We start from the raw sequence: 23,117 nt of genomic DNA, 5'->3' as shown, positions 1-23,117 counted from the left end.
AACCTTACCCAAAGCTGAACATAGCAGGTGCAATCCGCGATCCGGATGCCGTCCAGGACGGCGGCTACTGAAATGATCGCACCAGGCCAATGGCGAGAAGATTCCATCCGTCGATCAGCACGAAGAACAGCACCTTGAAAGGAAGCGCGAACACGGTGGGCGGCATCATCATCATGCCCATGGACATCGTGAGGGTGGCGACGACCATGTCGATGACGAGAAAGGGCATGATGACCAGGAAGCCAATCTCGAATGCTCTTCGCAGCTCGGAAATCATGAAGGCGGGTATGATCACGCGGAGATCGATCCGTTGGCCGTCGGGCCGCGTCTTGAATCCTTCGGCCGCCAGGCTTTCAAAGCTTTGCAAATCCTTCTCGCGGACATGCGCCAGCATGAAATCGCGAAACGGATCTGTGACACGGGAATATGCCTCCTGCTCGGAGATTTCGTTCTGCATCAAAGGCTGGAGGCCGTCCTTCCAGGCACGGTCGAATGTCGGTGCCATGACATAGAAAGTCATGAAGAGCGCGAGGCTGATCATGACGATATTTGCCGGCGTCGTCTGCAGTCCGAGTCCCGCGCGCAGAAACGAAAGGGCGACGACGAACCTCGTGAAACTCGTCACCATGATCAGAAGTCCGGGAGCCAGCGACAACACCGTGAGCAGCGCCACGAGCTGGATGATCCGGCCACTGGCGCTTCCGCCGCCCTGCGGGATCAGCGAGGACAGATCGGGAATCTGGGCCGCCGCCGCGGTGGGGAGAACGGCCAGGAGCAGGACAAGGCAGAAGCGCTTCATTGGATGACCAGTGTTTCGATGATCAGTTCGCGCACCTTTCCGCCCGAACGGATCGTCGCCCGCTCGTTGAGATCCTCGCGAAGATACTGCAGCCCGCGCGCGCCCTCGATTTGTGACGCCGAAACCGTTCGCAGGTAAGATACGATGTCTTCGCCCAGCCTGGCTGCAAGAAGGCTCGCCTCTTCTTCGTTCATCTGATCGGTGACGACCGATCCCTCCATACGGATCCAGGCGCCGGCCGGCGCGGCCAAGTTGGTTACCACCGGCGAGATCTTCCGCAGGCGTGCCGTTGGATGGAATGCCGTGGCAACCGGCTGCTCCACCGACTCCTTCTGGCTATCCGCGATCCGCTGTCCCGCAGACAGGAGATGCAGGCTGGCAAGACCGCCAGCCACGGCAGACAGCACCGTAAGCAGCAACAACGCGGCTAACCACTGCATCACGTTTCCCATCTCCCGCTCCCGCCGCCTGACGAGCTTCGTCGCTTCTGGCCGCATCAGCCTGCTAGAACGGCCCGACCTGGTCGTAGATCTGGTGCCCCCACGCCGGCTGCTGCACCTCCATCAGTCGGCCGCGGCCACCATAGGAGATTCGCGCTTCTCCGATCTTGTCGTAGGCGATGGTGTTGTTGCGGCCGATGTCCCGCGGCCGGACGATCCCGGCTACGTTCAGAATACGCAGTTCGTAGTTGACGCGTACCTCTTGCGATCCGCTGATCAGCAGGTTCCCGTTCGGCAGCACGTCGACCACGACTGCTCCGACCGAGAACTTCACCTCATCGGTGCGGTCGATCTTACCCGCCCCCTTGGTCGACGTCTGCGAGTCGACGTTGCCATTGGCCTGCCCCTTGGGCGACCAGCCAAATATGTCGACGAGGTAGTCGGCGCTGAACTTCGTCTTCGAATCCCGCGACCGGTCGGTCTTGTTGTCGAAAGTCGCCTTGTCGTTCATGGAGATGGTGACGGTGAGGAGATCACCGATACGCGCCGCGCGCGGATCGCGGTAAAGATCCCTCCGCTCGTCGTATAGCGAATGATAGCCTGCGGTGTATCGGCTGCGCGGCTCGACGGGAACCGCGCGCGCTTCGGCGTGCAGGCCTTGGCCGATCGGCGACAGATAGGGCGCCTGGTTGAGCTCGGCGAGACTGTTCATGCATCCCCCCAGAGCGAGAACCGAGAACAGAGAAGTTAAGCGAAGAACCTTCATTTGTTCGTCTTCCCGTCGTCGGGGCGCCGCATGCCCGCCAGGGTATCGGCGAGGTGGGCCGCGCGCCCGGTCTCCATCTCGTTCAGGATCGCGCTGGCAGTCCGCACCCGAAGCTTGGCGAGTACGGCGGCCGCGGTTTCATCCGCCATGCTGGCAATCTGCCGTGCGGCAGCATCCGGCTCCATGCCGGAATAGATCTCGACGACGTTGTCTTCCGCCTTTTTCAGGAAGTCTTCGCGCAGCTTCAGCCATTTCTCATACTCTGCGCGTTTCGCCTCCAGTTCGGCGATCCGCTCCCGAAGCTTGGCCTCGGACGCTTCGAGCTGCTTTTGCTGCCACGCCACGCGCGCATCCAACGCCGCATCCGTGATGTTCTTGCAGAATTCCGTAGCGTCGGATCCGCGCTGATCGACTGTCGCCGGCTCTCCGGGTGTCGATGGTGGCGCTGCTTTCGCAACGGTCGCGGTCGTCAGCGGCAGGTCGGGCTGTGAATTGCCGGACGGAGCCTCGGGCTTGGCAACCGGGCGGGATGGCGCCGCGCGGGACGTCTTGGCAAAGGTAGCCAGGTTCAGCGGCTTCGACAATTTCTGCTCGGGCTTGGCCCAAGCAGACGCCTGCGCGGAGAGCGCAAGACACCCCACAAGGAGCATGCTTCTTCCTAGCAACATCGCGAGCCTCATCATCCGCTCTTCGTACGGCACCTGTCCGAAGCGTTGCACGTTCAAGCTTGTGCGACGCTGACGCGACATTCTACTGGATGACAAGATCAGCCTGCAGCGCACCCGCCGCCTTGATCGCTTGCAGGATCGCGATGATGCCCTGCGGCTTCAATCCGATCTGGTTCAAGCCGCGCACAAGACGCTGCAAGTCCGTTCCACGCAAGATCGCCACTTGCGCGCCAGGCTCGCCCGCTTCGATGAACGTTTGCGGCGTAACGACCGTTTCGCCGCGCGAGAATGGCGCCGGCTGGGACACGATCGGCATCTCCGTGATCCGGACCGAGAGATTGCCGTGGGTGACGGCGACGGTCGAAACCTGAACGTTGCGGCCGATCACGACGGTGCCGGTCCGTTCGTCGATGATGACACGCGCCGGCGTGTCGGGCTCAACCAGCAGTTCGCCGATCTCGGCAATGAAACGAACCGGCGCAACCGAGCGTGGCCGCGACAATATGATCGATCGGTAATCGCGCTCGAAGGCCATGCTGGCGCGGTATCGCCCCTGACCGTATTGATTGATGGCGTCGATGATTCGCGTGGCGGTGACAAAATCCGGATTTTTCAGCTCGAGAATGAGCGATTCCATCTCATAGAATTTGCCCTGCACCTCGCGCTCGATCAGCGCGCCGTTCGGAATGCGGCCTGACGTTGGAACGCCCTGGCTGACGGTCTGCGCGGCACCTTCGACCGAATACCCGCCAACCGCAACGGCACCCTGGGCTACGGCATAGACCTCGCCATCGGCGCCGCGGAGCTGGGTCATGAGGAGAGTGCCTCCCAAAAGCGAAGAGGCGTCGCCGAGCGAGGAGAGCGCGACATCCATGCGCGAACCGCCAGCAGCGTACGGCGGCAGGTCGGCCGTCACCACGACAGCGGCGACGTTCCGCGTCCGGAGCAATGTTCCCCGAATGTTGATCCCCATGTTGTCGAGCATCGATTGCAGCGACTGCTCGGTGAAAGGGGCGTTGCGCAAGGTATCGCCGGTCCCCTTGAGGCCGATCACCAGGCCGTAGCCGATAAGCTGGTTTTCCCGCACACCCCTGAGGTTGGCGATATCCTTGATCCGCACCGCCGCATCGGCGACGGTGGAGGAGAGGAGCAGGACAATGAATGATAGAACTCGCAGCATCATCCGTTTTGAATCCGCACCGAACCGTCCGGCTGGACAACGCCCCTGATAATCACACCCGTATCGAGGTTTCGAAGCTGGATCATGGTCCCCGGACTGCCGGACTGCAGCGAAGAAGCGTAGGTGACGATGGAAAGCGATCCGTCCTCGACAATCACCTTGACGACATTGCCTCGCGTCACGAGTTTGTTCTCTTCGAGGGCGTTGATCGGGATCGGCTGGCCCGACACCAGCGTCCTTCGCGCGACACGGCCAACGACCGATGCCCGGTTGGCGGCAAAGGCCGCTGCACCGGGCATGTTCGGCGCGAAGGCGCGATCGATGATCAACTCGTCCTTTATCACATCTCCCGGATAGATCACCGTTGCCGGCACAAGCAGGTGCACGGACTCCTCCGCGATCGCGCCGCCATGCGAGCCGCTCGCAACGAGCATGAGCGCCGCGAACATGCGACCCAGGGCGAACTGGACGAGCTTCAAGACGCTTCTCCGCTTGCAATCCTATCGAAGGCCCTTGGAGACAGTTGACGCCATTTCGTCCGCCGCCTGGATCACCTTCGAATTCATTTCGTAAGACCGCTGCGCCGAGATCAATTCAGTGATCTCCTTCACGGGATCGACGTTCGAACTCTCCAGATAATGCTGATGGATCTTGCCGAAGCCGATATCACCGGGAACGCCAACGACCGGAACGCCGGACGCCAGCGTCTCCTTGTAAAGATTGCCGCCAAGCGGATCGAGGCCCGCCTCGTTGGCGAAATTGGCGATATTGAGCTGGCCGAGCTGGCGCGGAGCGATCTCGTTGTCCAGCTTCGCGAACACTTCGCCCGATTCATTGACCGTGACATCGACCGTCCCTTGCGGGACGATAATCGCGGGATCGACAGTGTAGCCATCCGCCGTCACCAACTGTCTATCTGCATTGGTATTGAAGGCCCCGGCGCGGGTGTAAAGCATTTCGCCATTCGGCCCCACGACCTGGAACCATCCTCTGCCGTTGATGGCGAGATCGTAGGTATTGCCGGTTTGCGCCAGCGAACCCTGCAAATGCAGCTTTCGCACAGCTACCGACCGAACGCCCAGCCCCAGCTTGGCACCTTCGGGGACCGCAGCTTCGCCGGTGCGGTTCGGAACGCCCTGCATGCGATCGACCTGGTAGAACAGGTCGGTGAATTCGGCTCGCGCACGCTTGTACGATGTCGTGTTGATGTTGGCGATGTTGTTGGCGATGACCTCGACATTGAGCTGCTGCGCGCTCATTCCGGTCGCCGCGATGGCAAGAGCTCTCATTTGCTATCCCTTTAGATCGCCATTCGGCTGACTTCTTGGTACGCCTGCACGACCTTGTCGCGCACGGCGACCGCCATTTGCAGCGTCTGCTCGGCGGACATGACGGCCTCCACCACGCTCTGGGCCGACACCTTGCCCTGGATATAGGAGACCGATGCAGCCTCTCCGCCCTTGAGGCTGCCGATGGCATCAGCGGCGACCTGCTCCAGGACGCCGTCGAAACCGAGCGCTGGCTGAGCCTTCTGCGTCACTGCCGGCGCCGACGTCACAACACCGCTTGATTGAACGACGCCGGCTGCGCCCTTCAGAACCGACGAAACCGCTTCCGTTATCATGGATCATGCCCCCTTCAACAGATCGATCGTCATGGCAACCATCGACCTCGCCTGCTTGATCACCTGCAGGTTGGCCTCATACGACCGATTGGTTTCCCGCATGTCCGCCATTTCGATCAGCATATTCACGTTCGGCAGCTTGACGTAGCCGTCTTGGCCAGCCGCCGGATGAGTGGGCTCGTAGTCGACCCGAAACGGAGCGCGATCGACGCCGATGTCCTTGATCTTCACGACCCGCACACCCGCCGCGCGATCGACCTCTGCTGAGAACGTCGTAGTCTTGCGTCGATAGGGCTCGGCGCCGGGCGTACGTCCAGTGGAGTTTGCGTTCGCCATATTCTCGGATACGACGCGCATCCTGGTCGACTGCGCCTCAAGTCCCGAACTGGCGATTTGAACTGATGCCTGCAGCGGATCGATCATCAAGCCTCGCGTTAGCCCTTTGCAGCGGTCATGAACATGCGGTGAAACGATCTGACGATTGCGGTATTCAACGAATAGTCCTTGCTGATATCGCTGGCCTTGAGCATTTCCTGCTCGAGGCTGACCGAGTTTCCAGAGTGAACGACTTCCCAGCTGTTCTCCTTGCGCGTGCCCTGCGGACGTACGAGCGAGCCGGTGGTCATGTGCTTCGGAGAAGTGACCGCGAGCGGCACGACCTTGGTATCGAGCATCTTGTCGAACGGCTCGATATCCTGCGCTCCGTAGCCGGGCGTATTTGCATTGGCTACGTTGGACGAAATCGTGGCCTGCCGGAGCGACAGCCAGCGAGCGTGAGATGAGGCAAGATCGAAGAGATAAACGGGTCCCACAACGTCCTCGTCACAGTCGACTTGTGAGGATCGTATACGAGCCCAAACTTGTCCGAGGCTGGTGGACCTCCGCTATTGACGCAGAGCGTTCCTCACGCACCAGCCTTCTGCTTGCGCGAATGCAGGAAATAGATGATCTCGGCCACCGGGCGAAAGAACTCTTGCGGAATCACCCGGTCGACCTGGACGACATCGTACATGGATCTCGCGAGCATCTTGTCTTCCACGACCGGCACATCGTTCTGCTCGGCAATTTCTCTGATCTTGAGGGCGATGAGATCCTGCCCCTTCGCAAGCACGGTAGGAGCGGCGTCCTCGCCATGTCGATACTTCAGGGCGATCGCATAGTGAGTGGGATTGGCCACGACCAACGTTGCACGGGGGACCGCTGCCAGCATCGTCTTGCGTGCCCGATCGCGGGCCAATGACCGCAACCGCGACTTGACCAGAGGATCACCTTCTGCCTGCTTGAATTCGTCCTTAAGCTCCTGACGGGTCATGCGCAGATCACGCCGCCAGTAAAAACGTGCCCAGACGAGATCGAGTGCCACCAGCACGATAGTGGCGATGCTGATCGTCGATACGAGCCGCATCGCAGTGGTCAAGATAAGTTCCGGAACGCCGGTCGGATCGCTGAACAATGAATTCACGGCCACTGCCTCCTCGGCCCGCAATACGATGGTCACCACAATGCCTACGGCAAAAAACTTAAAAACGGCCTTCGCGAACTCGATGCGTCCCTGACCGCCGAATATTCTGTCCCATCCCTGGGAGATCGAAATACGTGAGGTGTCGGGCTTTATCCTCTCAAACACCAGACGCGGAGCATTCTGCAGAAACGAGGCCGCCAACCCGGCTATAGCCAAGACAATGACGATTGGAAGCAACAGACTTGCCGAACTGCCCGCGATGACAGCCATGAATTCCAATGCATCCGCACCGTTGCGGATACGAATCCCGGATGGATCATCGATCAGCCGGCTCAGCGTCGATACCAGATTCCGGACACTGTCGATCGTAAGGAAGCTTAGGATGATGAGGAGCGCGATCATGGATGAAAAGACCGACGCTTCACGCGAGACCGGAATTTTGCCCTTCTCGACGGAGTCTCTTATCTTCTTTTCCGTCGGCTCTTCGGTCTTGCTCTCCTTGTCGGGTCCTTCGGCCATAACGGCTAATCTCTACGTGAATACGGGCTGATCTTCCTGATCTGGATTAAGCTCGATCTCCCCTCGTCCGGCCATATCGAGCGCGAGATCCGTGATCGCCCGTCGCGCCTCCAGGATTTCGCGCTGGTTCGAAGGGATACCGTTCGCGAGCTCGTGCTCGACCAGACGTCGCGTCCGCGACGCCAGCGACGAGAGAATGAGTTCACGGAAGCTCGAATCCGTCCCCTTCAGCGCCGTCACCACGCGATCGGTCGGAACCTGATCGAAGATCAGCATCCGCGCCTTGGCGGTGAGATTGACGATATCGTCAAAGGTGAACAGCATCCCCTTCAGTATCTCCGCCGACTTCGGTCGCGATTCGGAGAGGTTCTTCAGCGATTCCTCCATCTGCGTCCGCTCCATCTTGTTGATGATGTCGGCCATGCGGGGATAGGTATCGGATGCGAGGTTGCGCGCGAAGTTGATCATGAAGTCTTCGTGCATGGTCTTCTCGATGATCCCCATTGCTTCCTCGACAACGGGTTTCAGGCTCAGCATCCGACGCATGAGATCATGCCGCAGGTCCGCCGGCAGCAGGCTCATCACTCGTGCGGCGCAGGCGGGCTTTACCCTGGAAAGGATCAACGAGGCCGTTTGCGGATGCTCCTTGAGCAGATAGTTGGCCAGCAGGCTTTCCGACACGGAAGAGATCCGCTCCCACACCGACTTGGTCTTGTTGCCGAGCACCTCTGATATGATGTCCGTGACCTGTTCGGGAGGAAGAACGCCGGTCAACAGTTTTTCCAGCTCGCCAACCGTTCCGAAGATGTTCGGCCCCGTAGAGAAGTGCTGGGCGAACTCTTCGATGATTTCCTCTAGCTCGGGACCCGAAATAGGTTTTAGTTCCGCCGCTGCGCGCGTGACGAGCCTGATCTCATCCGGATCGAATTCCTTCAGAACGCCGCCGGAAAGCTCTCGGCCCATGGCCAGAAGAAGCGCGGCGACCTTCTCGGTACCGCGCAACTGCCTGGCTTCGGAGCCACGCTTTGCAGGTGCATTGAACGCCATTCGGAGATCCTCAAGCCTCTACATCGCCTGCGGATCCTCCGACGATTTCGGTGAGCGACACGCCGAACCGCGAGTTCTCATCCTCCACGACGACGACCGCGCCGCGCGCCACGATTCGGCCATTGACAACGACTTCCACCGGCTCGCCCACGCGGTGATCGAGCGGAATAACGGCGCCTCGCCCAAGCTTCATCAGATCGGCGACCGGCATCGTCGCCGAACCAAGAAGAACCTGGACAGTGACCGGAATGCGCAGAATCGGCTCAAGGTTTGTAAGTCGGCTGGTCTCCTCCGCCGCGCGCGCAGCGAGATCTGCCAGCTTCCCGAAAGCGGCGCCTCCCACCTTGGTCGCATCCGACGCGTTCGCTGTCGCGGGGCTGGCTGATTCGGCTTCGAACGGCTGCTTCATTTCACGTGCTTTCTCGGCAATTGTGTTTTCTGGCGACTATGCCAATCATGGCTACCTTCGAGACACATCGGCACGAGTCTCGATATCGGTGATCGCCTTGCGCGCCTCTTCGATCTTGCTTCCCAGGATGTTGACGAGCTGCTTTCCATCTGCGCTGAACTCCCGCACCATGAGCACCATGTCATCCATGGTTTCGGTCGTTTTGCCGAGGATGAACGCGAAATCTCCCTGGCTGGCGCGCAGGTGAACGAGTTCCCGGTGCATCCTTGTCACACGGATGGTGGTGACGAGCAGCGCCGCCAGCAGAATAAGATCAACGAGATAGGATGCCATCGATGAATTCCCGCTTTTGATCCGCCGATTCCTTGACTTGCAGCGAATAGGCTCCATTCAGCTGTCCCATTTGGCACCAGAACAGCCGCTGATTGTTGCACTCGAGCCTCACGAGAGTACTCGGCGTCGCATTCAGCTTGATCACCTGACCCACGTGGAATCCGGCGACTTCGCCGAGCGTGAGCGAACGCTCCTCGAGCACCGCTTTCAGCACCACCTCCGTGCGCTGAATCTCGTTGTGCAGCTGCTTGCTCCAGTTCGGATCCGTGGATACGGACTCTCCGGATACGATCTGCGAGAGAGACTGGCGGAGAGGATTGAGAACCGAGTGTGGAATGACGATGAACATCTCGCCACCGCGGTCCAATCCCTGGACCAGAATCTTGGCGTATACGGCCATGTTGTTGAGCCGTCCGATTGCCAAATAATCCATCCGCGTCTCGACGCGCTCCAGATTGAACTTGACATCCGAGGCGCGCGAGAACGATGCCTGCAATGCCTTGCCGAAGCGCTCGAACAGCGCTTCTGCAACATGCAGTTCCACGTTTGAGAATACCCGCGGCATGTCAAGCGGCGGCTCTGCGCCGTCGGAGCCGAACAACAACTCCACCATCGTGTAGACGAAGTCGCGATCGAAGCCGATGAGGATTCGGCCGTCCCACGCCTGAGCGTAGAACACCGCCACGATCGCTTCTGATTCGTAGCTGTCGAGGATCTCGGAAAGGCGATCGCTGCCGACGCCGGTCAGAGAGAAATAGGACTGCGATGGCGACATCGACCGGAGACTCTCGGCGCAGAGGTTGGTCATCTGATCGAAGATCACATGCAGCATCGGCATGCGATCGACCGAGATTCCGGCAGCGCCGAGCAACTGATCCGGCGCCTGCTCGTGCCGCAACGGCTTGCTTTCCGACATTAGGCTTTCGCTCCCGCCACCTTCGCCACCGGCTCACCACCTCCGCTCTTTGCGGCACCGGCGATGGTTTCGTTCTCGACCACATCGATCGATGGACGATCGCCGGGCCCGATCATCTTGCGGCCATGCTCGATCGCGATTTGCGGCAGCGCGCCGTTCATGAAGGCGAGCAGCGTCTGCTTGACGATGATGTACAGCCGGCATCGCTGTTCGCGCACCATTTTGACCTTGTGGGCCAACGGCGCAACAAGACCATACGAGAGAAAGATTCCGGCAAATGTTCCAACCAGCGCCGCACCGATCAAGCCACCGAGAAGCTTGGGCGACTGATCGAGCGCTCCCATCGCCTTGATGACGCCAAGGACGGCGGCCACAATCCCGAGTGCCGGCAGGCCTTCCGCAACCATCATCAGAGAATGGTACGGCTTCAGTTTGCTACGAACGATCGTTTCGATCTCTTCGTCCATCAGCGCCTCGATTTCATGCGGTCGCGCACTTCCCATGACGATCAGGCGAAAATAGTCGCAGATGAAATGCACCAGAGAATCATTGGCGAGCACAGTCGGAAAATTCTGGAAAATCTCCGACGATGACGGATCGTCGATATGCGCCTCGACTTCATTGCGCCCCTTGTTGCGCACTTCGCGCATGAGAGCGTGCAGCAGTCCAAGCAGGTCGAGGTAGTGGCGCTGCTTCGGCACGGCCACGGTAAGCGCCTGCACGGTCGCGACACCCGTGTCGATGACGACCTTCCAGGGGTTCGCGACAATATAGGTTCCGATCGCCATGCCGGCGATGATGACGAACTCCCACGGCTGCCAGATCACGCTCACGTGCCCACCTAGCGCCATGAAGCCGCCCAGCAGGCTTGCGATGGTGATGATGACGCCAAAAAGAATGCTCAAGCGCACCGCTCCGAATTTGGTGCGATTCGTTTAGGCAGCGATCCTTGCACGAAGCTGTCATTGGGTCGCCGCGAACAGCCTCACGCAAGCTTGCGAGCCGATTTTGCCGCCGGCCTCAATCCTCGTGTCCGCGCAGGAGTTGCTTCCGCGATGGTGCCCCACGATCGCAACCTATCGGATGATCTCCAATCTGGCTCGACGTCCGAGCAAGCCGCGCGCAGAAACCTAAAGATCGGAAGATAGCCGGTATGCAATCAGCGCTCTATGTCAGCCTTTCTGCTCAGGTCGCCGTCGAAAAGAGGCTTGAGACCATCGCCAACAATCTGGCGAACATGAAGACAGCCGCTTTCCGCGCCGATGCCGTGAAGTTCGAAACAGCACTGTCGCGCGCAGCGTCCCAGCCTGTCGCCTTTTCGACCCCCGGTGAAAACTTCATCTCCCGAAAGCCCGGAAGTGTGACGCGGACCGAAAACACTCTCGACGTCGCCGTTATCGGCAATACATGGATGGGGTTTAGCGCTCCCACCGGTAAAGCTTACACACGGGATGGCCGGATGCAGATCAATCGCACTGGCGAACTGCAGACCGTCGCAGGATACCCCGTACTCGACGCAGGCGGCATGCCGATCATCGTCGATCCCGAGGGCGGACCGTTGACGATCTCGCGAGACGGAACGATTACGCAAAACAACAACCAGGTCGGGGTGCTCGGCCTGTTCGACATTCCTGCCAGCGCAAGGCTGGAGCGCTTCGGCAATTCAGGGGTCATTCCCGACCGTGCCCCGACGCCTGTCATCGATTTCATGTATACCGGCTTTCAGCAGGGCTATGTCGAGGAGTCCAACGTCGACCCGCTATCGGAGCTGACACAGCTAATCACAGCGTCGCGCGCGTTCCAGAGCGTGACATCCCTCGTCGAGGGCTCCGAGAGCTCGATGCAGAACGCCATTCGATCGCTTGGTGAGCCGACCAAGGCATAGCGGCCAGCAACATAGGAGCCTGGTGACCGATGAACGCGCTGGAGCGGCTGGAATCGACGCTTGCGTCGCTCCGCAAAGACGTGCCGACGGTCCGGGTTGGCGGCATTGTTTCGGAGGTCGCACCAACGCACTACCGCGTATCAGGCCTCTCGCGATTTGTAAGACTGGGCGAGCTGATCGGGCTCGAGATCGATAACCAGGTACAACTCGGCGAGGTCGTTCGCATCGACGGTAACGGGATTACGGCCAAGCCGTTCGATTCCCACATCGGGGCGGGCCTAGGCCTCGTTGCCTATCGCCTTCCGCCGAAGACGATCTCGCCGCATCCAAGTTGGAAGGGCCGAGTGCTCAACGCCCTCGCTCAGCCGCTCGACGACGGCGGTACGTTGCAGGTCGGAGAGCGGATCATGTCAACGGATGCGAGCCCACCGCCCGCTATCAGCCGCGCCCGCGTGCGGACGCCCTTACGGACGGGAGTGCGCGTGCTCGACCTGTTTACGCCGCTCTGCGTCGGGCAGCGCATTGGTATTTTTGCCGGGTCGGGCGTCGGCAAGACGACATTGCTCTCCATGCTTGCCCAAAGCCAGGGCTTCGACACCGTCGTCACGGCCTTGGTCGGCGAACGCGGTCGCGAGGTACGCGAATTCCTTGACGAGGCGCTCGCTCAGCATCAATCGCGCGCAATCACGGTGGTATCCACGAGCGACGAGAGTCCGATGATGCGCCGCCTGGCAGCGAAGACCGCGACCACAATCGCCGAATACTTTCGCGATCGCGGCGAATCGGTGCTGCTGATCGTCGATTCGGTGACACGCTTCGCGCACGCGGCCCGCGAAATCGCGCTGGCCACCGGCGAGCCCGCGGTTGCGCGCGGCTACGCCCCAAGCGTCTTCAGCGACCTGCCGCGCCTGCTCGAACGGTCCGGACCCGGGAGCGATGGACAAGGCTCGATCACCGGCATCTACTCGGTGCTCGTCGATGGCGACGACCACAACGAGCCGGTGGCAGATACGGTGCGCGGCACGCTCGATGGGCACATCGTGCTTGACAGGGAGGTCGCAGATCAGGGGCGCTATCCCGCCGTCAATGTCCTTTCATCGGTGTCGCGCCTGGCCCAGCAAGTCTGGACCGCGGACGAACGCAATTTGCTGCGAAAGTTGCGCGCTATGATCGCGCGCTTCGAGGACACACGCGATCTTCGCTTGATGGGCGGCTACCAGCCCGGTCGCGACAGCGAACTCGATCAAGCCGTCCAACTCGTTCCGAAGATCTACGATCTGATGCGGCAAGCACCGTCGGATCCGCCAAGCCGTGAGCCGTACCAGGAATTGCTCAATCTTATTAAGGCAGCAATCGAGTAGATGGTGTAAGGTGGTCGGCATTTCAGCTGAGCTGGTTGCCGCTCTTCGAAGTAGCTCAATACAGCACAACCGGACAGGTGATGAGGGACAGGCGGAGAACGCCCTTCCAGTTGGTGCGGGCGCGATTATGATTGCGCAGGCTTCAGGAGAAACCGTGAGGCGACGCGAGTTCCTGGCACTTCTCGGCAGCGCGGCTGCGATCCAACCGCTTGGCGCCCATGCAGAGCGCCAGCTGGAACGCATCCTCTACTTCACACTTTCTGCCGGTTATCGGCACGAAGTCATACCGTTTTCCAGGTCGATACTGACACAGCTTGGACGGAGTTCCGGTGCTTTCGAGGTCACTGTCACGGAAGACACATCCGAGTTTTCAACGGAGAATCTCAGGCGTTACGCCGCGGTGATGTTTTACACCACCGGAGAACTTCCAATGAGCGACGCGGAAAAAGCAGCTCTTCTTGACTTTGTGCGCTCAGGCGGTGGTTTCCTCGGTGTTCATTCAGCCACGGACACGTTCTACGCATGGCCTGATTATCTTGATCTCGTCGGTGGCTACTTTAACGGTCATCCATGGCATCAGGCCGTGACCATCCAGGTCGTCGATCCCAAAAATCCACTGGTCGCGCATCTCGGCCAAACGTGGCGACTCGAGGACGAGATCTACCAAATCAGCGACTTCGACCATCGTGGATCGCAGGTGCTGCTGCGCCTCGACCAAAACTCCGCGGATCTTGGCAAGCCAGGGGTGCAGCAACGATTCTACGGCTGGCCTCTCGCCTGGACTCGATCTTACGGCCAGGGGCGAGTATTCTACACAGCGCTCGGCCATGAGGCTTCGGTATGGCGCGACGCTCGATACCAACGCCTCCTGACGAACGGTATCCTTTGGGCTATTGGAGGCTGACCGCAGTTCTGTCGTTCCTGATGCTCGCGGTATTTCTCACAGCAGGAAGGCAAGCGCCGCTTCGCAACGATCTTCCACCTTCAATGTGAGAAGATGATCGGCACGGGTCCGACCGAGATTGACGGCCGCGATTGGCAGGCCATTTTGAGCTGCCATCTGCACGAACCGAAAGCCGGAATAGACCATAAGCGAGGAACCGACGATCAACACGCCGTCGGCTTCGCCCAGATGTCCTTGCGCGGCGGCGACGACGTTTCGCGAAACATTTTCGCCGAAGAAGACGACGTCCGGCTTGAGAACACCACCGCATAATTGGCAACGCGGTACAACAAAACTTGAGAAATCTTCCTTCTCAACATCGGCGTCTCCGTCTGGAGCGACCGCAGCGTCCAAGGCGAGCCACGCGCCATTCAAGCGAGCCAGTTCGTCCTGAAAGGTCGACCTCGGCGTCGTCGACGCGCATCCCAGGCACCGAACCACATCAAGTCGTCCATGCAGGTCGATGACCTGCTTGCTGCCCGCGGCCTGGTGAAGCCCATCCACATTTTGGGTCAGGAGAATTTTGCTTCGTCCCTTCGCTTCCAGCTTGGCCAGCGCATGGTGGGCGTCGTTAGGCCGCGCACTGCCGAACCTCCGCCACCCGATCAGACTCCGAGCCCAATACCGCTGCTGGGTCGCGTGTTCGCGAATGAAGGCTTGGTAAGTTACCGGCGGTGTCCGCTTCCACCTGCCGTCGCTATCGCGATAGTCCGGGATGCCGGAGTTTGTGCTACAGCCTGCTCCCGTCAGGACGAACAGACGTGAGTGGCGGTTGATGAAGTCCTCGAGCACGTGGTCTTGCATGGCCGGAAGTATTTAGTGCACCGGTGTCGGTGGCGCCAGTAGACACCCACGAGCTTGTATGCCATTGCGCGCGACGCGACTGTTCGTCTGCCTATTTCACATTTGCCGCTCCCGCAGACGTTACGAAGGCGTTCCGGCCGGACGCCTCCTGCATCTTGCGCCACTGCGCCGGCGTGAAGCCCATGTGGCTCTTGAAGGCGCGCTGGAACGCCGCTTCGGACTGATAGCCGACCGCTTCCGCCATGGCGCCGGTCGAAAGCGAGGATTTCCTCAGTTCGTTCGCTGCGAGCGTCATCCGGATATCGGTCAGGAGTTCGCTGGCCGATCGTCCGAGCTTATCCTGGAACTGGCGGGCGAGCGTGGCCCGCGACATGTTGCACAACTCCGCCAACTCGGGCAGCGACCATGCACGCGCCGGCTCGTTGAACAGGGCGGCCAGAGCCGGTGCCAAGCGGGGATGACCGGCCAAGGCAAGGAGACTGCGCGGCGCATCCGTGATCTCGCTCGCGAGGCGCAGCACAAGCGCGAACATCGCCGTAGAGAGCGCGTTGAGCATTGCGCGGCCGCCAAGGTGATCGTCTGCCGACTCGTTGCGCATCAGGGCGACGAGACCTGCGAGCTGCGCGCCGGTGTCCTTTTGCCTCGCTCGAGCGCCGGCATGCACGACCAGGCGTGACGGGAGATAGCTGCGCAAAAGCCGATCGTGCGGGGGCGCGATCGCGAAATGTCCGCACAGCAGGTCGAGCCGCTCGCCCCTGCCGGTGTTCTTACTGATCACGAGGTTGAGCTGCTGGCGATTTCGTGCCGGCTTCGGCCGCGCGCCGCTGCCGTCGTGCATCACATGGCGCGGATTGCCCGGAAGCAGCAGGATGTCGCCCGCCTCCAGGTGAAGCGGTCGCCCACCCGCCGGGTCTTCCAGCAGCGCCGAGCCGCCGACAACCGCGTGATACGGGATCTCGTTCGGCTCGCCGGGCCCCTGATCGATGCGCCACGGCGCGCCGTAAGAGCAGCGCAGGTCGAGCCGTCCGCGCACCGGCATCATTTCGAACAGCCGGCTGAGCCAATCCATGGCGACCTCCCGAAGTGATGCGGTTGAGACGACAGAGCATATAATCGAGCCTAATAGACATTCAACGTCTCAAGAACGGGTCATACTGTCACTCCGCAATCGTTCACCAACCCTCGACAAGGAGTGTCACCATGTCCCGTCTTGCAGTCCCGAATCTCGAAGCTGACACCGGCCTCTCTGGCCAGGTCCATGCCCAGATCAAGAAGGCCGTTGGCAAGGTCCCGAACGCCTTTGCGGCCATTGCCGCCCACGGACCGGCCGCCCTCAAGTCGATCCTCGTCGCCGACGCCGTGCTCGCCGCGGGCAGCCTGACCAAGCGCGATCAGGAGGTGATCAAGCTCGTCATCAGTGCCGCCGCCGGCTGCGACTACTGCGTTGCCGCCCATAATCATCTCGCCCAGCTCGCCGGGGTGAATCCGGACGTGCTCAAGCAGATCCGCGAAGGCCATCCTACGGGCGATAGCAAGCGCGATGCGCTGGTCCGTTTCGTCCGCAAGCTCGCGCAGTCCAGCGGCACCGTCAGCGACGAGGATTTCGCTGCGATCAAGGCTGCGGGCTACAGCGATGCCCAGTTGGTCGACATCAGCCTGGCCTTCGCGACCATCGCCTTCACCAACGTCTTCAACCGCATCAACGACACCGAGATCGACTTTCCCGCAGTCGCGTGAGGCGACGCTCAGTCACATCTTCAACAAGGATCACGACCATGTCCACGCTTGCCAACACCACGCGAAATCCGATTCTCCGCGCGCTGCACCGGTCCGGCTTGCTCGCGGAGGATCTCGACTACCACGTCGTCCGGGCCTCCATGGTGATCATGTTCTTCTTCTTCGGTTACCAGAAGTGGTTTCCGTATGAATTCGAAAGGCTGGTCCCGTTCATCAGCAACGGGCCGCTGATCTGGTGGCTCTATCCCGTGTTCGGCCACGCCGGCGCCAGCCATTTCCTCGGCATCTCGGAATGGACGTTCGGGTCCCTGCTGCTCGCAGGCTTCTGGGACAAGCGGCTCGGCGTTCTTGGCGCCCTCGGCTCGACGGGCACCTTCATCGCGACCGTCACCATCATCCCGTTCATGCCGGACGGATGGGACGTCGCGGCGGGAGGCTTCCCCGCGATGACGGGCAACGTGCCCTTCCTGATGAAGGACGTCGTTCTGCTTGCCGTCTCGCTCTACCTCCTGAGGCAGGACGTGGTTCGCCTGATGCCGCAATAACGCGGCACTCTGCCGATGGCGATACGTCGCCGGCGAGCGGAAAGTCCGCCGGCGATTGCGCGTTCAGCAACATGAGAAGGCGGTCAACCCAGGTATCCGCCGCGGGTTTGCCATGATCGGATTTCATCAAGCCATTGGAGCGTATGCTCTCAGGCTGAGCAATCGTTCGCTGACGCGTCTCGTGTGGGGAGACGCTCGGAAAGCGAGTTCGACAAAGCGGGATGACCGGTCCTGCCGGCCCGACTGGCTGCGGCTCGAATTGCCGCAACCGCCATCCAGTCGCGAAGAAGTCCCTTGTCTTCTTTCGAAAATGACGACCGGCGCTTGATATCCTCCAATGTCTCGCCGGGATGGCACCGCTCAAAGTCCTCGCGGATCAGCCATTCGAGATGGATTCGTTCCTTCTCGTCCGCCGGGCGCATATCGTGATGGGAATTGCTCAACATTTCCCTTCCTCCATTGTCGTATCTCCACTTCGGGAACCGAGCAGGCGCAGGCGAACGCGCCAGACATCGGGGCCCTGCTCCAGGTACGACCAGCCGCAGCGTGCACCATGTCGTGCTTCGAGCCGCAGGCGCAGCCGCCTGGGATCGTGATCCACAACGATCTGAAGCGTGGCATCCGGGGCGAGATGCTCGACCAGGCGAGAAAGGATCTCATGACGGTGTCGCGGATCGATGTCCGCCACGTTGATCACGCGTTCACTGCGGCCCGCGTCCAGCATCGTCTAACTCCCGGGAGGATTCGCTCGGTGCAGGCGTCGCCGGCGGCGGGCGTTGGGCCTTCCACTCGAGTTCAAAAAACAGGGCTTCGATATGACAGATCAGCTGTTCGGCACGATCACGCGCCAGCAGCCTGTGCAGAACAGCATGGAAACAGGGCTTGAGGATCTTCCCCGTGACGCCGCGCTCGGCGACCATCAGATCGACGATGTTCTGCTCGAGCGGTGAAAGCCCCTCACTCTCCGTCGCGACATCGAGTATCCGGTTGAGCGACTGCTCCACCTGAACCCAGTTGGCCCGCGCAATGTGTGTCAGCACATTGTTGATGTGCGGATGGGCGCGGAAAGCAGCGAAGATCCGGAACGCGAGTTCAGCCGTTGAAAGCTCCGGCCGGGCGACGGAGGGCTTCGCTGCCGGCTGCAAATATTGGCGGTTGAGCAGCGCGGGCTGCGCTTCGGTGCGGACATCCAGCCGGACTGGAATGGTCATGGATTGACCTCTCATGCAATAAGATATATCTTATATATATCTTATTAGGCGCCGCGACAAGGAGAAATACGATGATCGAGAGCCCTCACGAAACCAAGCCTCCAAGGCCGTCCGACCGCGGCGCCATCGAGTTCGACGACAACACGTTCCTGGTCGACGCAGCGCTTATCGGCGAGCTTCTACACGTACCCGCCTCGCGGGTGCCGGTCCTGATGCGCGAAGGGAAGATCACGAGCGCCTGCGAGCGCGGGGTCGATGACCACGAGGGTGAATTCCGGCTGACCTTCTTCCACCGCAACCGCCGCGCGCGACTGGTTACGGATCCGTCAGGCCGCGTCCTTCGCAAATCGGCCATCGACTTCGGCGACCGGCCCATTCCGGACTCGCTTTATCAGACGGGCGCCTAACGAAGGGGTCACTCGTCAGTCCGCCAAGCAGGAGAGATCACGCATGACAGACATTCATTCCGCCCAAAATATCGATCTGCCCGGCAGCGACCTCGACGTCGCAAGAATGCCGGAGCATTGGCTGCTGCCCGCCTCGGCAAGCGCGTGCTCCGTCCCGGCGGCTTGAAGCCGACGCGAGCCCTTCTCGACGGACTGGCGATCGGCCCGCCGACAACGTGGTGGAATTTGCGCCTAGTCAGCGGTCCACCCACCGTCGATCAGTAGCGAAGAGCCGGTCATCAATGCCGAAGCGTCACTTGCAAGGAAGAGCACAGCGCCCATCACGTCTTCGACCGTTCCAATACGCCCCAGCTTGATCTTGGCGAGGACGTTCGCTCGGAAGGTGGCATCCGCGAAGAACGGACGCGTCATGGGTGTCTCGATGAAGGTGGGGCACAATGTATTCACGCGGATGCCATGAGGCGCGAGGTCAAGGGCCATAGACTTGGAAAATCCTTCCATCGCCCATTTCGAAGCGCAATAGATCGAACGGCGCTCGCCGCCGACGTGCCCCATCTGAGACGAGACATGAATGACGGAGCCGGCGATCTTGGCGGCGATCATGCGACGGCAAACGGCCTGCGCGGCAAAAAACGCCGCCCGCACATTCAAGCCCATGACGACGTCGAAATCTTCTGGCGTGACGTCGGTGAAAGGCTTGGGACGGTTCGTGCCGGCATTGTTGACAAAGACATGATAGGGCGGCCGCGCCTCGATTGCTGCCGCAAAGCTCGTTATATCGGTGACATCGAGAACGAGCGTATCCGCCGCAAGCCCCTCGGCACACATGGTTTCGGCCACGGCTTCGAGTTCGCTACGGCTGCGCGCGCAGAGCGTAACCTCGGCTCCGGCGCGGGCGAGCGCCGTCGCGGCTGCAAGGCCAAGCCCTCGCCCGGCGCCGGTGACAAGCGCGCGCCGGCCGTCCAGGCGGAAGGACGGCGTCTGCGGGAGGACAGCGGTCATTCCGCCGCCCCGGCATAAGGAACGTTTCGTCCGCCATAACGGCGCACGCGCACATTGGCCTGCTCGGCGTGCCCCGCGAAACCCTCGAGCATGCAAAGCCGCGAGCAGTACTCGCCGATCATCGCGGACGCGCTGTCGGTCGTTACGCGCTGGTAGGTGACGGTTTTCAAGAATTTGCCGACCCAGAGGCCACCGGTGTAGCGCGCAGCCTTCTTCGTCGGCAGCGTGTGGTTGGTGCCGATCACCTTGTCGCCGTAGGCCACGTTCGTTCTCGGGCCAAGGAACAGCGCACCATAGTTGGTCATGTTGCGCAGGAAGTAGTCCGGATCGCGCGTCATGACCTGCACATGCTCGGAGGCGATCCGATCCGCCTCCTCGACCATTTCTTCCTCACTGGCGCAGACGATCACTTCGCCATAATCCTCCCATGCCTTTGCGGCGATTGCCGCCGTCGGCAGGATCTTCAGCAGGCGCTCAACCTCGGCCATCGTTTCGCGCGCCAGCTTCTCCGAATTGGTCAAAAGGATGGCTGGTGAATTCGGCCCGTGCTCCGCCTGGCCAAGCAAATCGGTGGCACACATCTCCGCGTCAACGGTTTCATCTGCGATGACGAGCGTCTCGGTCGGACCGGCGAACAGATCGATGCCGACCCGTCCGAACAACTGCCGCTTGGCTTCCGCGACAAAGGCATTGCCGGGGCCAACGAGCATATCCACGCCTGCGATCGATTCCGTTCCGAGCGCCATGGCACCCACCGCCTGGATGCCCCCGAGACAGTAAATCTCGCCGGCACCGGCGAGATACTGAGCCGCGACGATCGCCGGTGCAGGCTTGCCCATGAAGGGCGGCGCGCAGGTGACGATGCGCTGCACGCCGGCAACCTTGGCCGTGATCACCGACATGTGCGCGGAGGCAAGCAATGGATACTTGCCACCCGGCACATAGCAGCCGACCGAATTCACCGGGATGTTCTTGTGACCGAGCACGACACCGGGCAGCGTCTCGACCTCAATGTCTTTCAGGGCGGCGCGCTGGTGTTCAGCGAAGTTCCGGACCTGCTCCTGCGCGAACTTGATGTCATCCAGGTTCCGCTGCGACAGTTCTGATAGGCATTGACGGATTTCGGCGTCAGTCAGGCGGTAATCGGCCCGGTCCCACTGGTCGAACTTGACGGAAAGCTCGCGCACCGCTGCGTCACCGCGCCGCTCGATATCGGCCAGGATCGTCTCGACGGTGGCGCGTACCTTCGAATCGTCCTCCGCGCGCTGCGCAGCATCGCGGCTTCGTTTCAAATAGGTTGCCATGGAACCTCCGCGCTTACTTGATTGCCTGGGGATTGATCGGCGATCCAGCACCGCCCGGCAGATGCAGCGGCGGGGCGGTGAAGAAGAATTCATACACCTTATCGGCGGCGCAATCTTCGGCGAGTTCCTTCAAGTAGAAGATCTCGCCCATTGAGATGCCAATCGCCGGTATCACGACCCAATGCCAAGGCTGATTCGCGTCCTTGGTCTCATTCGGGCGAACCTCGCAGCCCCAGGTATCGGTGCAGATCGCCGCGATGTCCTTCTGCCGAATCCAGTAACAGGTCTCGAACGCGACGCCGGGCGCATCGCCGCCGCCATAACCCGACCAGTCCTTCTTCTTGAGACACCGCTCCTGGTGGCCTGTGCGAACCAGCACGAAGTCACCCTTGCGGACGGTCACGCCTTGCGCGGCGGCGCAGCCATCGAGGTCCGCATTCGTGATCGCGTATCCGTCATCGAGGGATTCGACGCCCTTCCAGCGGGCCACGTCGAGCAGAACGCCGCGGCCGACCATCTTGTCCCTCACATTCTCGATGCCGAGCTTGCGCGCGCCGCGCGCATCGACGAGCCGCGCATCGTAGCCATTGTACATCTTGTCATCCAGGAAGATGTGGCAGAGCGCGTCCCATTGCGTCGACGCCTGACAGGGCATGTTGATCGCATCGTCCGCATATCGAAGGTAAGGCGACGGCGTATCCTGGTTGCCCGCGGTGGCATCCGTACCGGTCGCAAGCATCGTGTGAATCGGATTCCATCGACCGCCAAATAATCCGGACTGGATCGGCTCCTTCAGCGACAGGCCGAGCGCGAATACCTTGCCCTTCTTGATCAATCGCCCCGCGTCGATCACGTCCTGCGGCGTCACGTTATTGAGCGTGCCAATCTGGTCGTCCTTGCCCCAGCGTCCCCAATTCGACAGGGTCTTTGCGGCTTCGTAGATGGCGGCGCGATCGACTTTCATCGGTTGATCCTCTGTGTTCTTGTTGATTGGTCTGGCGTTCTGACGGCATGAATGCCGCTCAAGCCGCAACTTCTCACACGGAGCAGTAGCGTTCCTTGATTTCGTCGTCGGCGAGCAGCGCCTGTGCGCTCGCCTCGTGCACGACCATGCCCTGATCGAGCACATAGGCGCGATCGGCGATGGCGAGGGCGAGTTCAACGTTTTGCTCGACCAGCAGAATCGTCGTGCCCTGGCTTTTCATGCGGCGAAACAGCTCGAACATCTCGTCCACCAGAACCGGCATGATGCCCTCGGAAGGCTCATCGAGCATCACCAAATCCGGCCGCGCGATCATCGCCCTGGCAATCGCGAGCATCTGCTGCTCGCCGCCCGACATCGTGACCGCGTCCTGTTCAAGCCGCTCGGCAAGCCTGGGAAATATTCTTGCGATCTCTTCGACCCGCCGGGTTTCCTCATGCTTGGCCTTCGAGGCGACGAGCCCAAGTCGCAGATTCTCCCGCACCGAGAGGCCCTGCACGATGCGGCGCTCCTCCGGCACATAAGCGAGCCCGCGCGCGAAACGGACGTGGGCCGGTGAGGCCAGGATCTCTTCTCCCTTGAAGGTCACGGACCCACTGCGCCGATCGAGCAGACCCATGATGGTTTTCAACGTCGTGGTCTTTCCTGCACCGTTGCGGCCGATCAGGCAGACGATCTCGCCTTGATGCACCTCGAGCGAGATGTCTTGGAGCACATGGCTCGGACCGTACCATCCGTTGAGATTGTGGATTCGCAGCATCGGCTCCGGCATA

31 protein-coding genes are annotated in these 23,117 nt (G+C 60.9%); 7 read left to right on the top strand and 24 right to left on the bottom strand.

The window, feature by feature from the left end:
* Positions 1-64: 64 nt before the first annotated feature.
* From fliP to motA, 16 genes are all read right to left on the bottom strand, one after another.
* Positions 65-799, bottom strand: coding sequence for a flagellar type III secretion system pore protein FliP (fliP, locus tag J6497_RS03135; RefSeq protein WP_225702731.1), 735 nt, complete (start codon positions 797-799; stop codon positions 65-67).
* Positions 796-1,251, bottom strand: a complete 456-nt coding sequence (locus J6497_RS03130; RefSeq protein ID WP_225702730.1) for a flagellar basal body-associated FliL family protein — start codon at positions 1,249-1,251, stop codon at positions 796-798. Before J6497_RS03130 ends, fliP begins: the two co-directional genes overlap by 4 nt.
* Positions 1,252-1,303: 52 nt before the next feature.
* A complete protein-coding gene (gene flgH / locus J6497_RS03125) occupies positions 1,304-2,005 on the bottom strand; it encodes a flagellar basal body L-ring protein FlgH (protein WP_225702729.1) in 702 nt (233 codons plus the stop codon).
* Positions 2,002-2,655 (bottom strand): MotE family protein, encoded by a 654-nt coding sequence (locus tag J6497_RS03120; protein ID WP_312010202.1) that lies wholly within the window; start codon positions 2,653-2,655, stop codon positions 2,002-2,004. The genes flgH and J6497_RS03120 overlap by 4 nt, the downstream gene beginning before the upstream one ends.
* Positions 2,656-2,755: 100 nt before the next feature.
* Entirely contained in the window at positions 2,756-3,853 is a 1,098-nt protein-coding gene (flgI, locus tag J6497_RS03115) for a flagellar basal body P-ring protein FlgI (RefSeq protein ID WP_225702806.1), read from the bottom strand.
* A complete protein-coding gene (gene flgA, locus J6497_RS03110; RefSeq protein WP_225702728.1) occupies positions 3,853-4,332 on the bottom strand; it encodes a flagellar basal body P-ring formation chaperone FlgA in 480 nt (159 codons plus the stop codon). The genes flgI and flgA overlap by 1 nt, the downstream gene beginning before the upstream one ends.
* 21 nt (positions 4,333-4,353) lie before the next feature.
* Positions 4,354-5,142, bottom strand: coding sequence for a flagellar basal-body rod protein FlgG (gene flgG / locus J6497_RS03105; RefSeq protein ID WP_225702727.1), 789 nt, complete (start codon positions 5,140-5,142; stop codon positions 4,354-4,356).
* 11 nt (positions 5,143-5,153) lie between these two features.
* Positions 5,154-5,474 (bottom strand): flagellar hook-basal body complex protein FliE, encoded by a 321-nt coding sequence (fliE, locus tag J6497_RS03100; protein ID WP_376708158.1) that lies wholly within the window; start codon positions 5,472-5,474, stop codon positions 5,154-5,156.
* A 6-nt stretch (positions 5,475-5,480) separates the two neighbouring features.
* Positions 5,481-5,900, bottom strand: coding sequence for a flagellar basal body rod protein FlgC (flgC, locus tag J6497_RS03095; protein ID WP_028161567.1), 420 nt, complete (start codon positions 5,898-5,900; stop codon positions 5,481-5,483).
* Positions 5,901-5,911: 11 nt separating this feature from the next.
* Positions 5,912-6,289 carry a flagellar basal body rod protein FlgB gene (flgB, locus tag J6497_RS03090; protein WP_225702725.1) on the bottom strand — a complete coding sequence of 126 codons (378 nt, stop codon included), beginning with the start codon at positions 6,287-6,289 and terminating at the stop codon, positions 5,912-5,914.
* 92 nt (positions 6,290-6,381) lie between these two features.
* Positions 6,382-7,458: a flagellar biosynthesis protein FlhB gene (flhB, locus tag J6497_RS03085; protein WP_225702724.1), complete on the bottom strand. Its 1,077-nt coding sequence runs from the start codon at positions 7,456-7,458 to the stop codon at positions 6,382-6,384.
* Positions 7,459-7,470: 12 nt separating this feature from the next.
* The gene (locus tag J6497_RS03080; RefSeq protein ID WP_225702723.1) at positions 7,471-8,505 is read right to left on the bottom strand and encodes a flagellar motor switch protein FliG; all 1,035 of its coding nucleotides are present in this window, start codon (positions 8,503-8,505) and stop codon (positions 7,471-7,473) included.
* 10 nt (positions 8,506-8,515) lie between these two features.
* Positions 8,516-8,914 carry a flagellar motor switch protein FliN gene (gene fliN, locus J6497_RS03075; RefSeq protein WP_225702722.1) on the bottom strand — a complete coding sequence of 133 codons (399 nt, stop codon included), beginning with the start codon at positions 8,912-8,914 and terminating at the stop codon, positions 8,516-8,518.
* Between the two features lie 51 nt (positions 8,915-8,965).
* Positions 8,966-9,247 (bottom strand): hypothetical protein, encoded by a 282-nt coding sequence (locus tag J6497_RS03070; protein WP_130223173.1) that lies wholly within the window; start codon positions 9,245-9,247, stop codon positions 8,966-8,968.
* Complete coding sequence (locus J6497_RS03065; protein WP_225702721.1) at positions 9,228-10,163, bottom strand: flagellar motor switch protein FliM; 936 nt, start codon at positions 10,161-10,163, stop codon at positions 9,228-9,230. Before J6497_RS03065 ends, J6497_RS03070 begins: the two co-directional genes overlap by 20 nt.
* Positions 10,163-11,068, bottom strand: a complete 906-nt coding sequence (gene motA / locus J6497_RS03060; protein WP_225702720.1) for a flagellar motor stator protein MotA — start codon at positions 11,066-11,068, stop codon at positions 10,163-10,165. The genes J6497_RS03065 and motA overlap by 1 nt, the downstream gene beginning before the upstream one ends.
* Before the next feature lie 248 nt (positions 11,069-11,316).
* Between motA and flgF the strand changes: the two genes are divergently transcribed.
* From flgF to J6497_RS03045, 3 genes are read left to right on the top strand one after another with little or no spacing between them, the layout of a single operon-like run.
* Positions 11,317-12,048 carry a flagellar basal-body rod protein FlgF gene (gene flgF / locus J6497_RS03055; protein ID WP_225702719.1) on the top strand — a complete coding sequence of 244 codons (732 nt, stop codon included), beginning with the start codon at positions 11,317-11,319 and terminating at the stop codon, positions 12,046-12,048.
* 29 nt (positions 12,049-12,077) lie between these two features.
* Positions 12,078-13,409, top strand: a complete 1,332-nt coding sequence (fliI, locus tag J6497_RS03050; protein ID WP_225702718.1) for a flagellar protein export ATPase FliI — start codon at positions 12,078-12,080, stop codon at positions 13,407-13,409.
* 10 nt (positions 13,410-13,419) lie between these two features.
* The gene (locus J6497_RS03045; RefSeq protein ID WP_376708153.1) at positions 13,420-14,313 is read left to right on the top strand and encodes a ThuA domain-containing protein; all 894 of its coding nucleotides are present in this window, start codon (positions 13,420-13,422) and stop codon (positions 14,311-14,313) included.
* 36 nt (positions 14,314-14,349) lie between these two features.
* Here the strand turns inward: J6497_RS03045 and J6497_RS03040 are convergent, their stop codons facing one another.
* Positions 14,350-15,156, bottom strand: a complete 807-nt coding sequence (locus J6497_RS03040) for an NAD-dependent protein deacetylase (RefSeq protein ID WP_225702717.1) — start codon at positions 15,154-15,156, stop codon at positions 14,350-14,352.
* A 91-nt stretch (positions 15,157-15,247) separates the two neighbouring features.
* Positions 15,248-16,225, bottom strand: coding sequence for an AraC family transcriptional regulator (locus tag J6497_RS03035; protein WP_225702716.1), 978 nt, complete (start codon positions 16,223-16,225; stop codon positions 15,248-15,250).
* A 131-nt stretch (positions 16,226-16,356) separates the two neighbouring features.
* On the opposite strand from J6497_RS03035, the gene J6497_RS03030 reads away from it, so the two are divergent.
* Together J6497_RS03030 and J6497_RS03025 are read left to right on the top strand one after the other, a co-directional pair.
* Complete coding sequence (locus tag J6497_RS03030; protein WP_225702715.1) at positions 16,357-16,893, top strand: carboxymuconolactone decarboxylase family protein; 537 nt, start codon at positions 16,357-16,359, stop codon at positions 16,891-16,893.
* Between the two features lie 38 nt (positions 16,894-16,931).
* Positions 16,932-17,438 carry a YkgB family protein gene (locus J6497_RS03025; protein ID WP_225702714.1) on the top strand — a complete coding sequence of 169 codons (507 nt, stop codon included), beginning with the start codon at positions 16,932-16,934 and terminating at the stop codon, positions 17,436-17,438.
* A 439-nt stretch (positions 17,439-17,877) separates the two neighbouring features.
* On the opposite strand, the gene J6497_RS03020 is transcribed toward J6497_RS03025, so the two are convergent.
* Together J6497_RS03020 and J6497_RS03015 are read right to left on the bottom strand one after the other, a co-directional pair.
* The gene (locus J6497_RS03020) at positions 17,878-18,162 is read right to left on the bottom strand and encodes a DUF2249 domain-containing protein (RefSeq protein WP_225702713.1); all 285 of its coding nucleotides are present in this window, start codon (positions 18,160-18,162) and stop codon (positions 17,878-17,880) included.
* Positions 18,140-18,649: a hypothetical protein gene (locus J6497_RS03015; RefSeq protein WP_225702712.1), complete on the bottom strand. Its 510-nt coding sequence runs from the start codon at positions 18,647-18,649 to the stop codon at positions 18,140-18,142. Before J6497_RS03015 ends, J6497_RS03020 begins: the two co-directional genes overlap by 23 nt.
* 71 nt (positions 18,650-18,720) lie before the next feature.
* Between J6497_RS03015 and J6497_RS03010 the strand changes: the two genes are divergently transcribed.
* Positions 18,721-19,056, top strand: coding sequence for a DUF6522 family protein (locus tag J6497_RS03010; protein ID WP_225702711.1), 336 nt, complete (start codon positions 18,721-18,723; stop codon positions 19,054-19,056).
* A 43-nt stretch (positions 19,057-19,099) separates the two neighbouring features.
* Positions 19,100-19,222, top strand: a complete 123-nt coding sequence (locus J6497_RS41165) for a hypothetical protein (protein ID WP_283844373.1) — start codon at positions 19,100-19,102, stop codon at positions 19,220-19,222.
* A gap of 65 nt (positions 19,223-19,287) precedes the next feature.
* Here J6497_RS41165 and J6497_RS03005 read toward each other — a convergent pair whose 3' ends face one another.
* The 4 genes from J6497_RS03005 to J6497_RS02990 all read right to left on the bottom strand — a co-directional run bounded on the left by J6497_RS03005 (position 19,288) and on the right by J6497_RS02990 (position 23,104).
* The gene (locus tag J6497_RS03005) at positions 19,288-20,058 is read right to left on the bottom strand and encodes an SDR family NAD(P)-dependent oxidoreductase (protein WP_225702710.1); all 771 of its coding nucleotides are present in this window, start codon (positions 20,056-20,058) and stop codon (positions 19,288-19,290) included.
* Entirely contained in the window at positions 20,055-21,362 is a 1,308-nt protein-coding gene (hisD, locus tag J6497_RS03000) for a histidinol dehydrogenase (protein WP_225702709.1), read from the bottom strand. The genes J6497_RS03005 and hisD overlap by 4 nt, the downstream gene beginning before the upstream one ends.
* Before the next feature lie 13 nt (positions 21,363-21,375).
* A complete protein-coding gene (locus J6497_RS02995; RefSeq protein WP_225702708.1) occupies positions 21,376-22,326 on the bottom strand; it encodes a cyclase family protein in 951 nt (316 codons plus the stop codon).
* Positions 22,327-22,399: 73 nt separating this feature from the next.
* Positions 22,400-23,104 carry an ABC transporter ATP-binding protein gene (locus J6497_RS02990; RefSeq protein WP_225702804.1) on the bottom strand — a complete coding sequence of 235 codons (705 nt, stop codon included), beginning with the start codon at positions 23,102-23,104 and terminating at the stop codon, positions 22,400-22,402.
* Positions 23,105-23,117 lie beyond the last annotated feature (13 nt).

Origin of the sequence: Bradyrhizobium cenepequi (genome assembly GCF_020329485.1) — a bacterium.
In the GTDB taxonomy this organism is placed as follows: domain Bacteria; phylum Pseudomonadota; class Alphaproteobacteria; order Rhizobiales; family Xanthobacteraceae; genus Bradyrhizobium; species Bradyrhizobium cenepequi.
The sequence above is the reverse complement of the archived record's forward strand: the minus strand, read 5'-3'. Positions and strand labels throughout refer to the sequence as shown.

Bases quoted from the DNA above. Each gene is read 5' to 3' on its own strand.
- fliP (WP_225702731.1), bottom strand. From the start codon at position 799: ATGAAGCGCTTCTGCCTTGTCCTGCTCCTGGCCGTTCTCCCCACCGCG.
- J6497_RS03130 (WP_225702730.1), bottom strand. From the start codon at position 1,251: ATGGGAAACGTGATGCAGTGGTTAGCCGCGTTGTTGCTGCTTACGGTG.
- flgH (WP_225702729.1), bottom strand. From the start codon at position 2,005: ATGAAGGTTCTTCGCTTAACTTCTCTGTTCTCGGTTCTCGCTCTGGGG.
- J6497_RS03120 (WP_312010202.1), bottom strand. From the start codon at position 2,655: ATGCTCCTTGTGGGGTGTCTTGCGCTCTCCGCGCAGGCGTCTGCTTGG.
- flgI (WP_225702806.1), bottom strand. From the start codon at position 3,853: ATGCTGCGAGTTCTATCATTCATTGTCCTGCTCCTCTCCTCCACCGTC.
- flgG (WP_225702727.1), bottom strand. From the start codon at position 5,142: ATGAGAGCTCTTGCCATCGCGGCGACCGGAATGAGCGCGCAGCAGCTC.
- flgC (WP_028161567.1), bottom strand. From the start codon at position 5,900: ATGATCGATCCGCTGCAGGCATCAGTTCAAATCGCCAGTTCGGGACTT.
- flhB (WP_225702724.1), bottom strand. From the start codon at position 7,458: ATGGCCGAAGGACCCGACAAGGAGAGCAAGACCGAAGAGCCGACGGAA.
- J6497_RS03080 (WP_225702723.1), bottom strand. From the start codon at position 8,505: ATGGCGTTCAATGCACCTGCAAAGCGTGGCTCCGAAGCCAGGCAGTTG.
- fliN (WP_225702722.1), bottom strand. From the start codon at position 8,914: ATGAAGCAGCCGTTCGAAGCCGAATCAGCCAGCCCCGCGACAGCGAAC.
- J6497_RS03070 (WP_130223173.1), bottom strand. From the start codon at position 9,247: ATGGCATCCTATCTCGTTGATCTTATTCTGCTGGCGGCGCTGCTCGTC.
- J6497_RS03065 (WP_225702721.1), bottom strand. From the start codon at position 10,163: ATGTCGGAAAGCAAGCCGTTGCGGCACGAGCAGGCGCCGGATCAGTTG.
- flgF (WP_225702719.1), top strand. From the start codon at position 11,317: ATGCAATCAGCGCTCTATGTCAGCCTTTCTGCTCAGGTCGCCGTCGAA.
- fliI (WP_225702718.1), top strand. From the start codon at position 12,078: ATGAACGCGCTGGAGCGGCTGGAATCGACGCTTGCGTCGCTCCGCAAA.
- J6497_RS03040 (WP_225702717.1), bottom strand. From the start codon at position 15,156: ATGCAAGACCACGTGCTCGAGGACTTCATCAACCGCCACTCACGTCTG.
- J6497_RS03035 (WP_225702716.1), bottom strand. From the start codon at position 16,225: ATGGATTGGCTCAGCCGGCTGTTCGAAATGATGCCGGTGCGCGGACGG.
- J6497_RS03030 (WP_225702715.1), top strand. From the start codon at position 16,357: ATGTCCCGTCTTGCAGTCCCGAATCTCGAAGCTGACACCGGCCTCTCT.
- J6497_RS03025 (WP_225702714.1), top strand. From the start codon at position 16,932: ATGTCCACGCTTGCCAACACCACGCGAAATCCGATTCTCCGCGCGCTG.
- J6497_RS03020 (WP_225702713.1), bottom strand. From the start codon at position 18,162: ATGCTGGACGCGGGCCGCAGTGAACGCGTGATCAACGTGGCGGACATC.
- J6497_RS03015 (WP_225702712.1), bottom strand. From the start codon at position 18,649: ATGACCATTCCAGTCCGGCTGGATGTCCGCACCGAAGCGCAGCCCGCG.
- J6497_RS03010 (WP_225702711.1), top strand. From the start codon at position 18,721: ATGATCGAGAGCCCTCACGAAACCAAGCCTCCAAGGCCGTCCGACCGC.
- J6497_RS41165 (WP_283844373.1), top strand. From the start codon at position 19,100: ATGACAGACATTCATTCCGCCCAAAATATCGATCTGCCCGGCAGCGAC.
- J6497_RS03005 (WP_225702710.1), bottom strand. From the start codon at position 20,058: ATGACCGCTGTCCTCCCGCAGACGCCGTCCTTCCGCCTGGACGGCCGG.
- hisD (WP_225702709.1), bottom strand. From the start codon at position 21,362: ATGGCAACCTATTTGAAACGAAGCCGCGATGCTGCGCAGCGCGCGGAG.
- J6497_RS02995 (WP_225702708.1), bottom strand. From the start codon at position 22,326: ATGAAAGTCGATCGCGCCGCCATCTACGAAGCCGCAAAGACCCTGTCG.
- J6497_RS02990 (WP_225702804.1), bottom strand. From the start codon at position 23,104: ATGCTGCGAATCCACAATCTCAACGGATGGTACGGTCCGAGCCATGTG.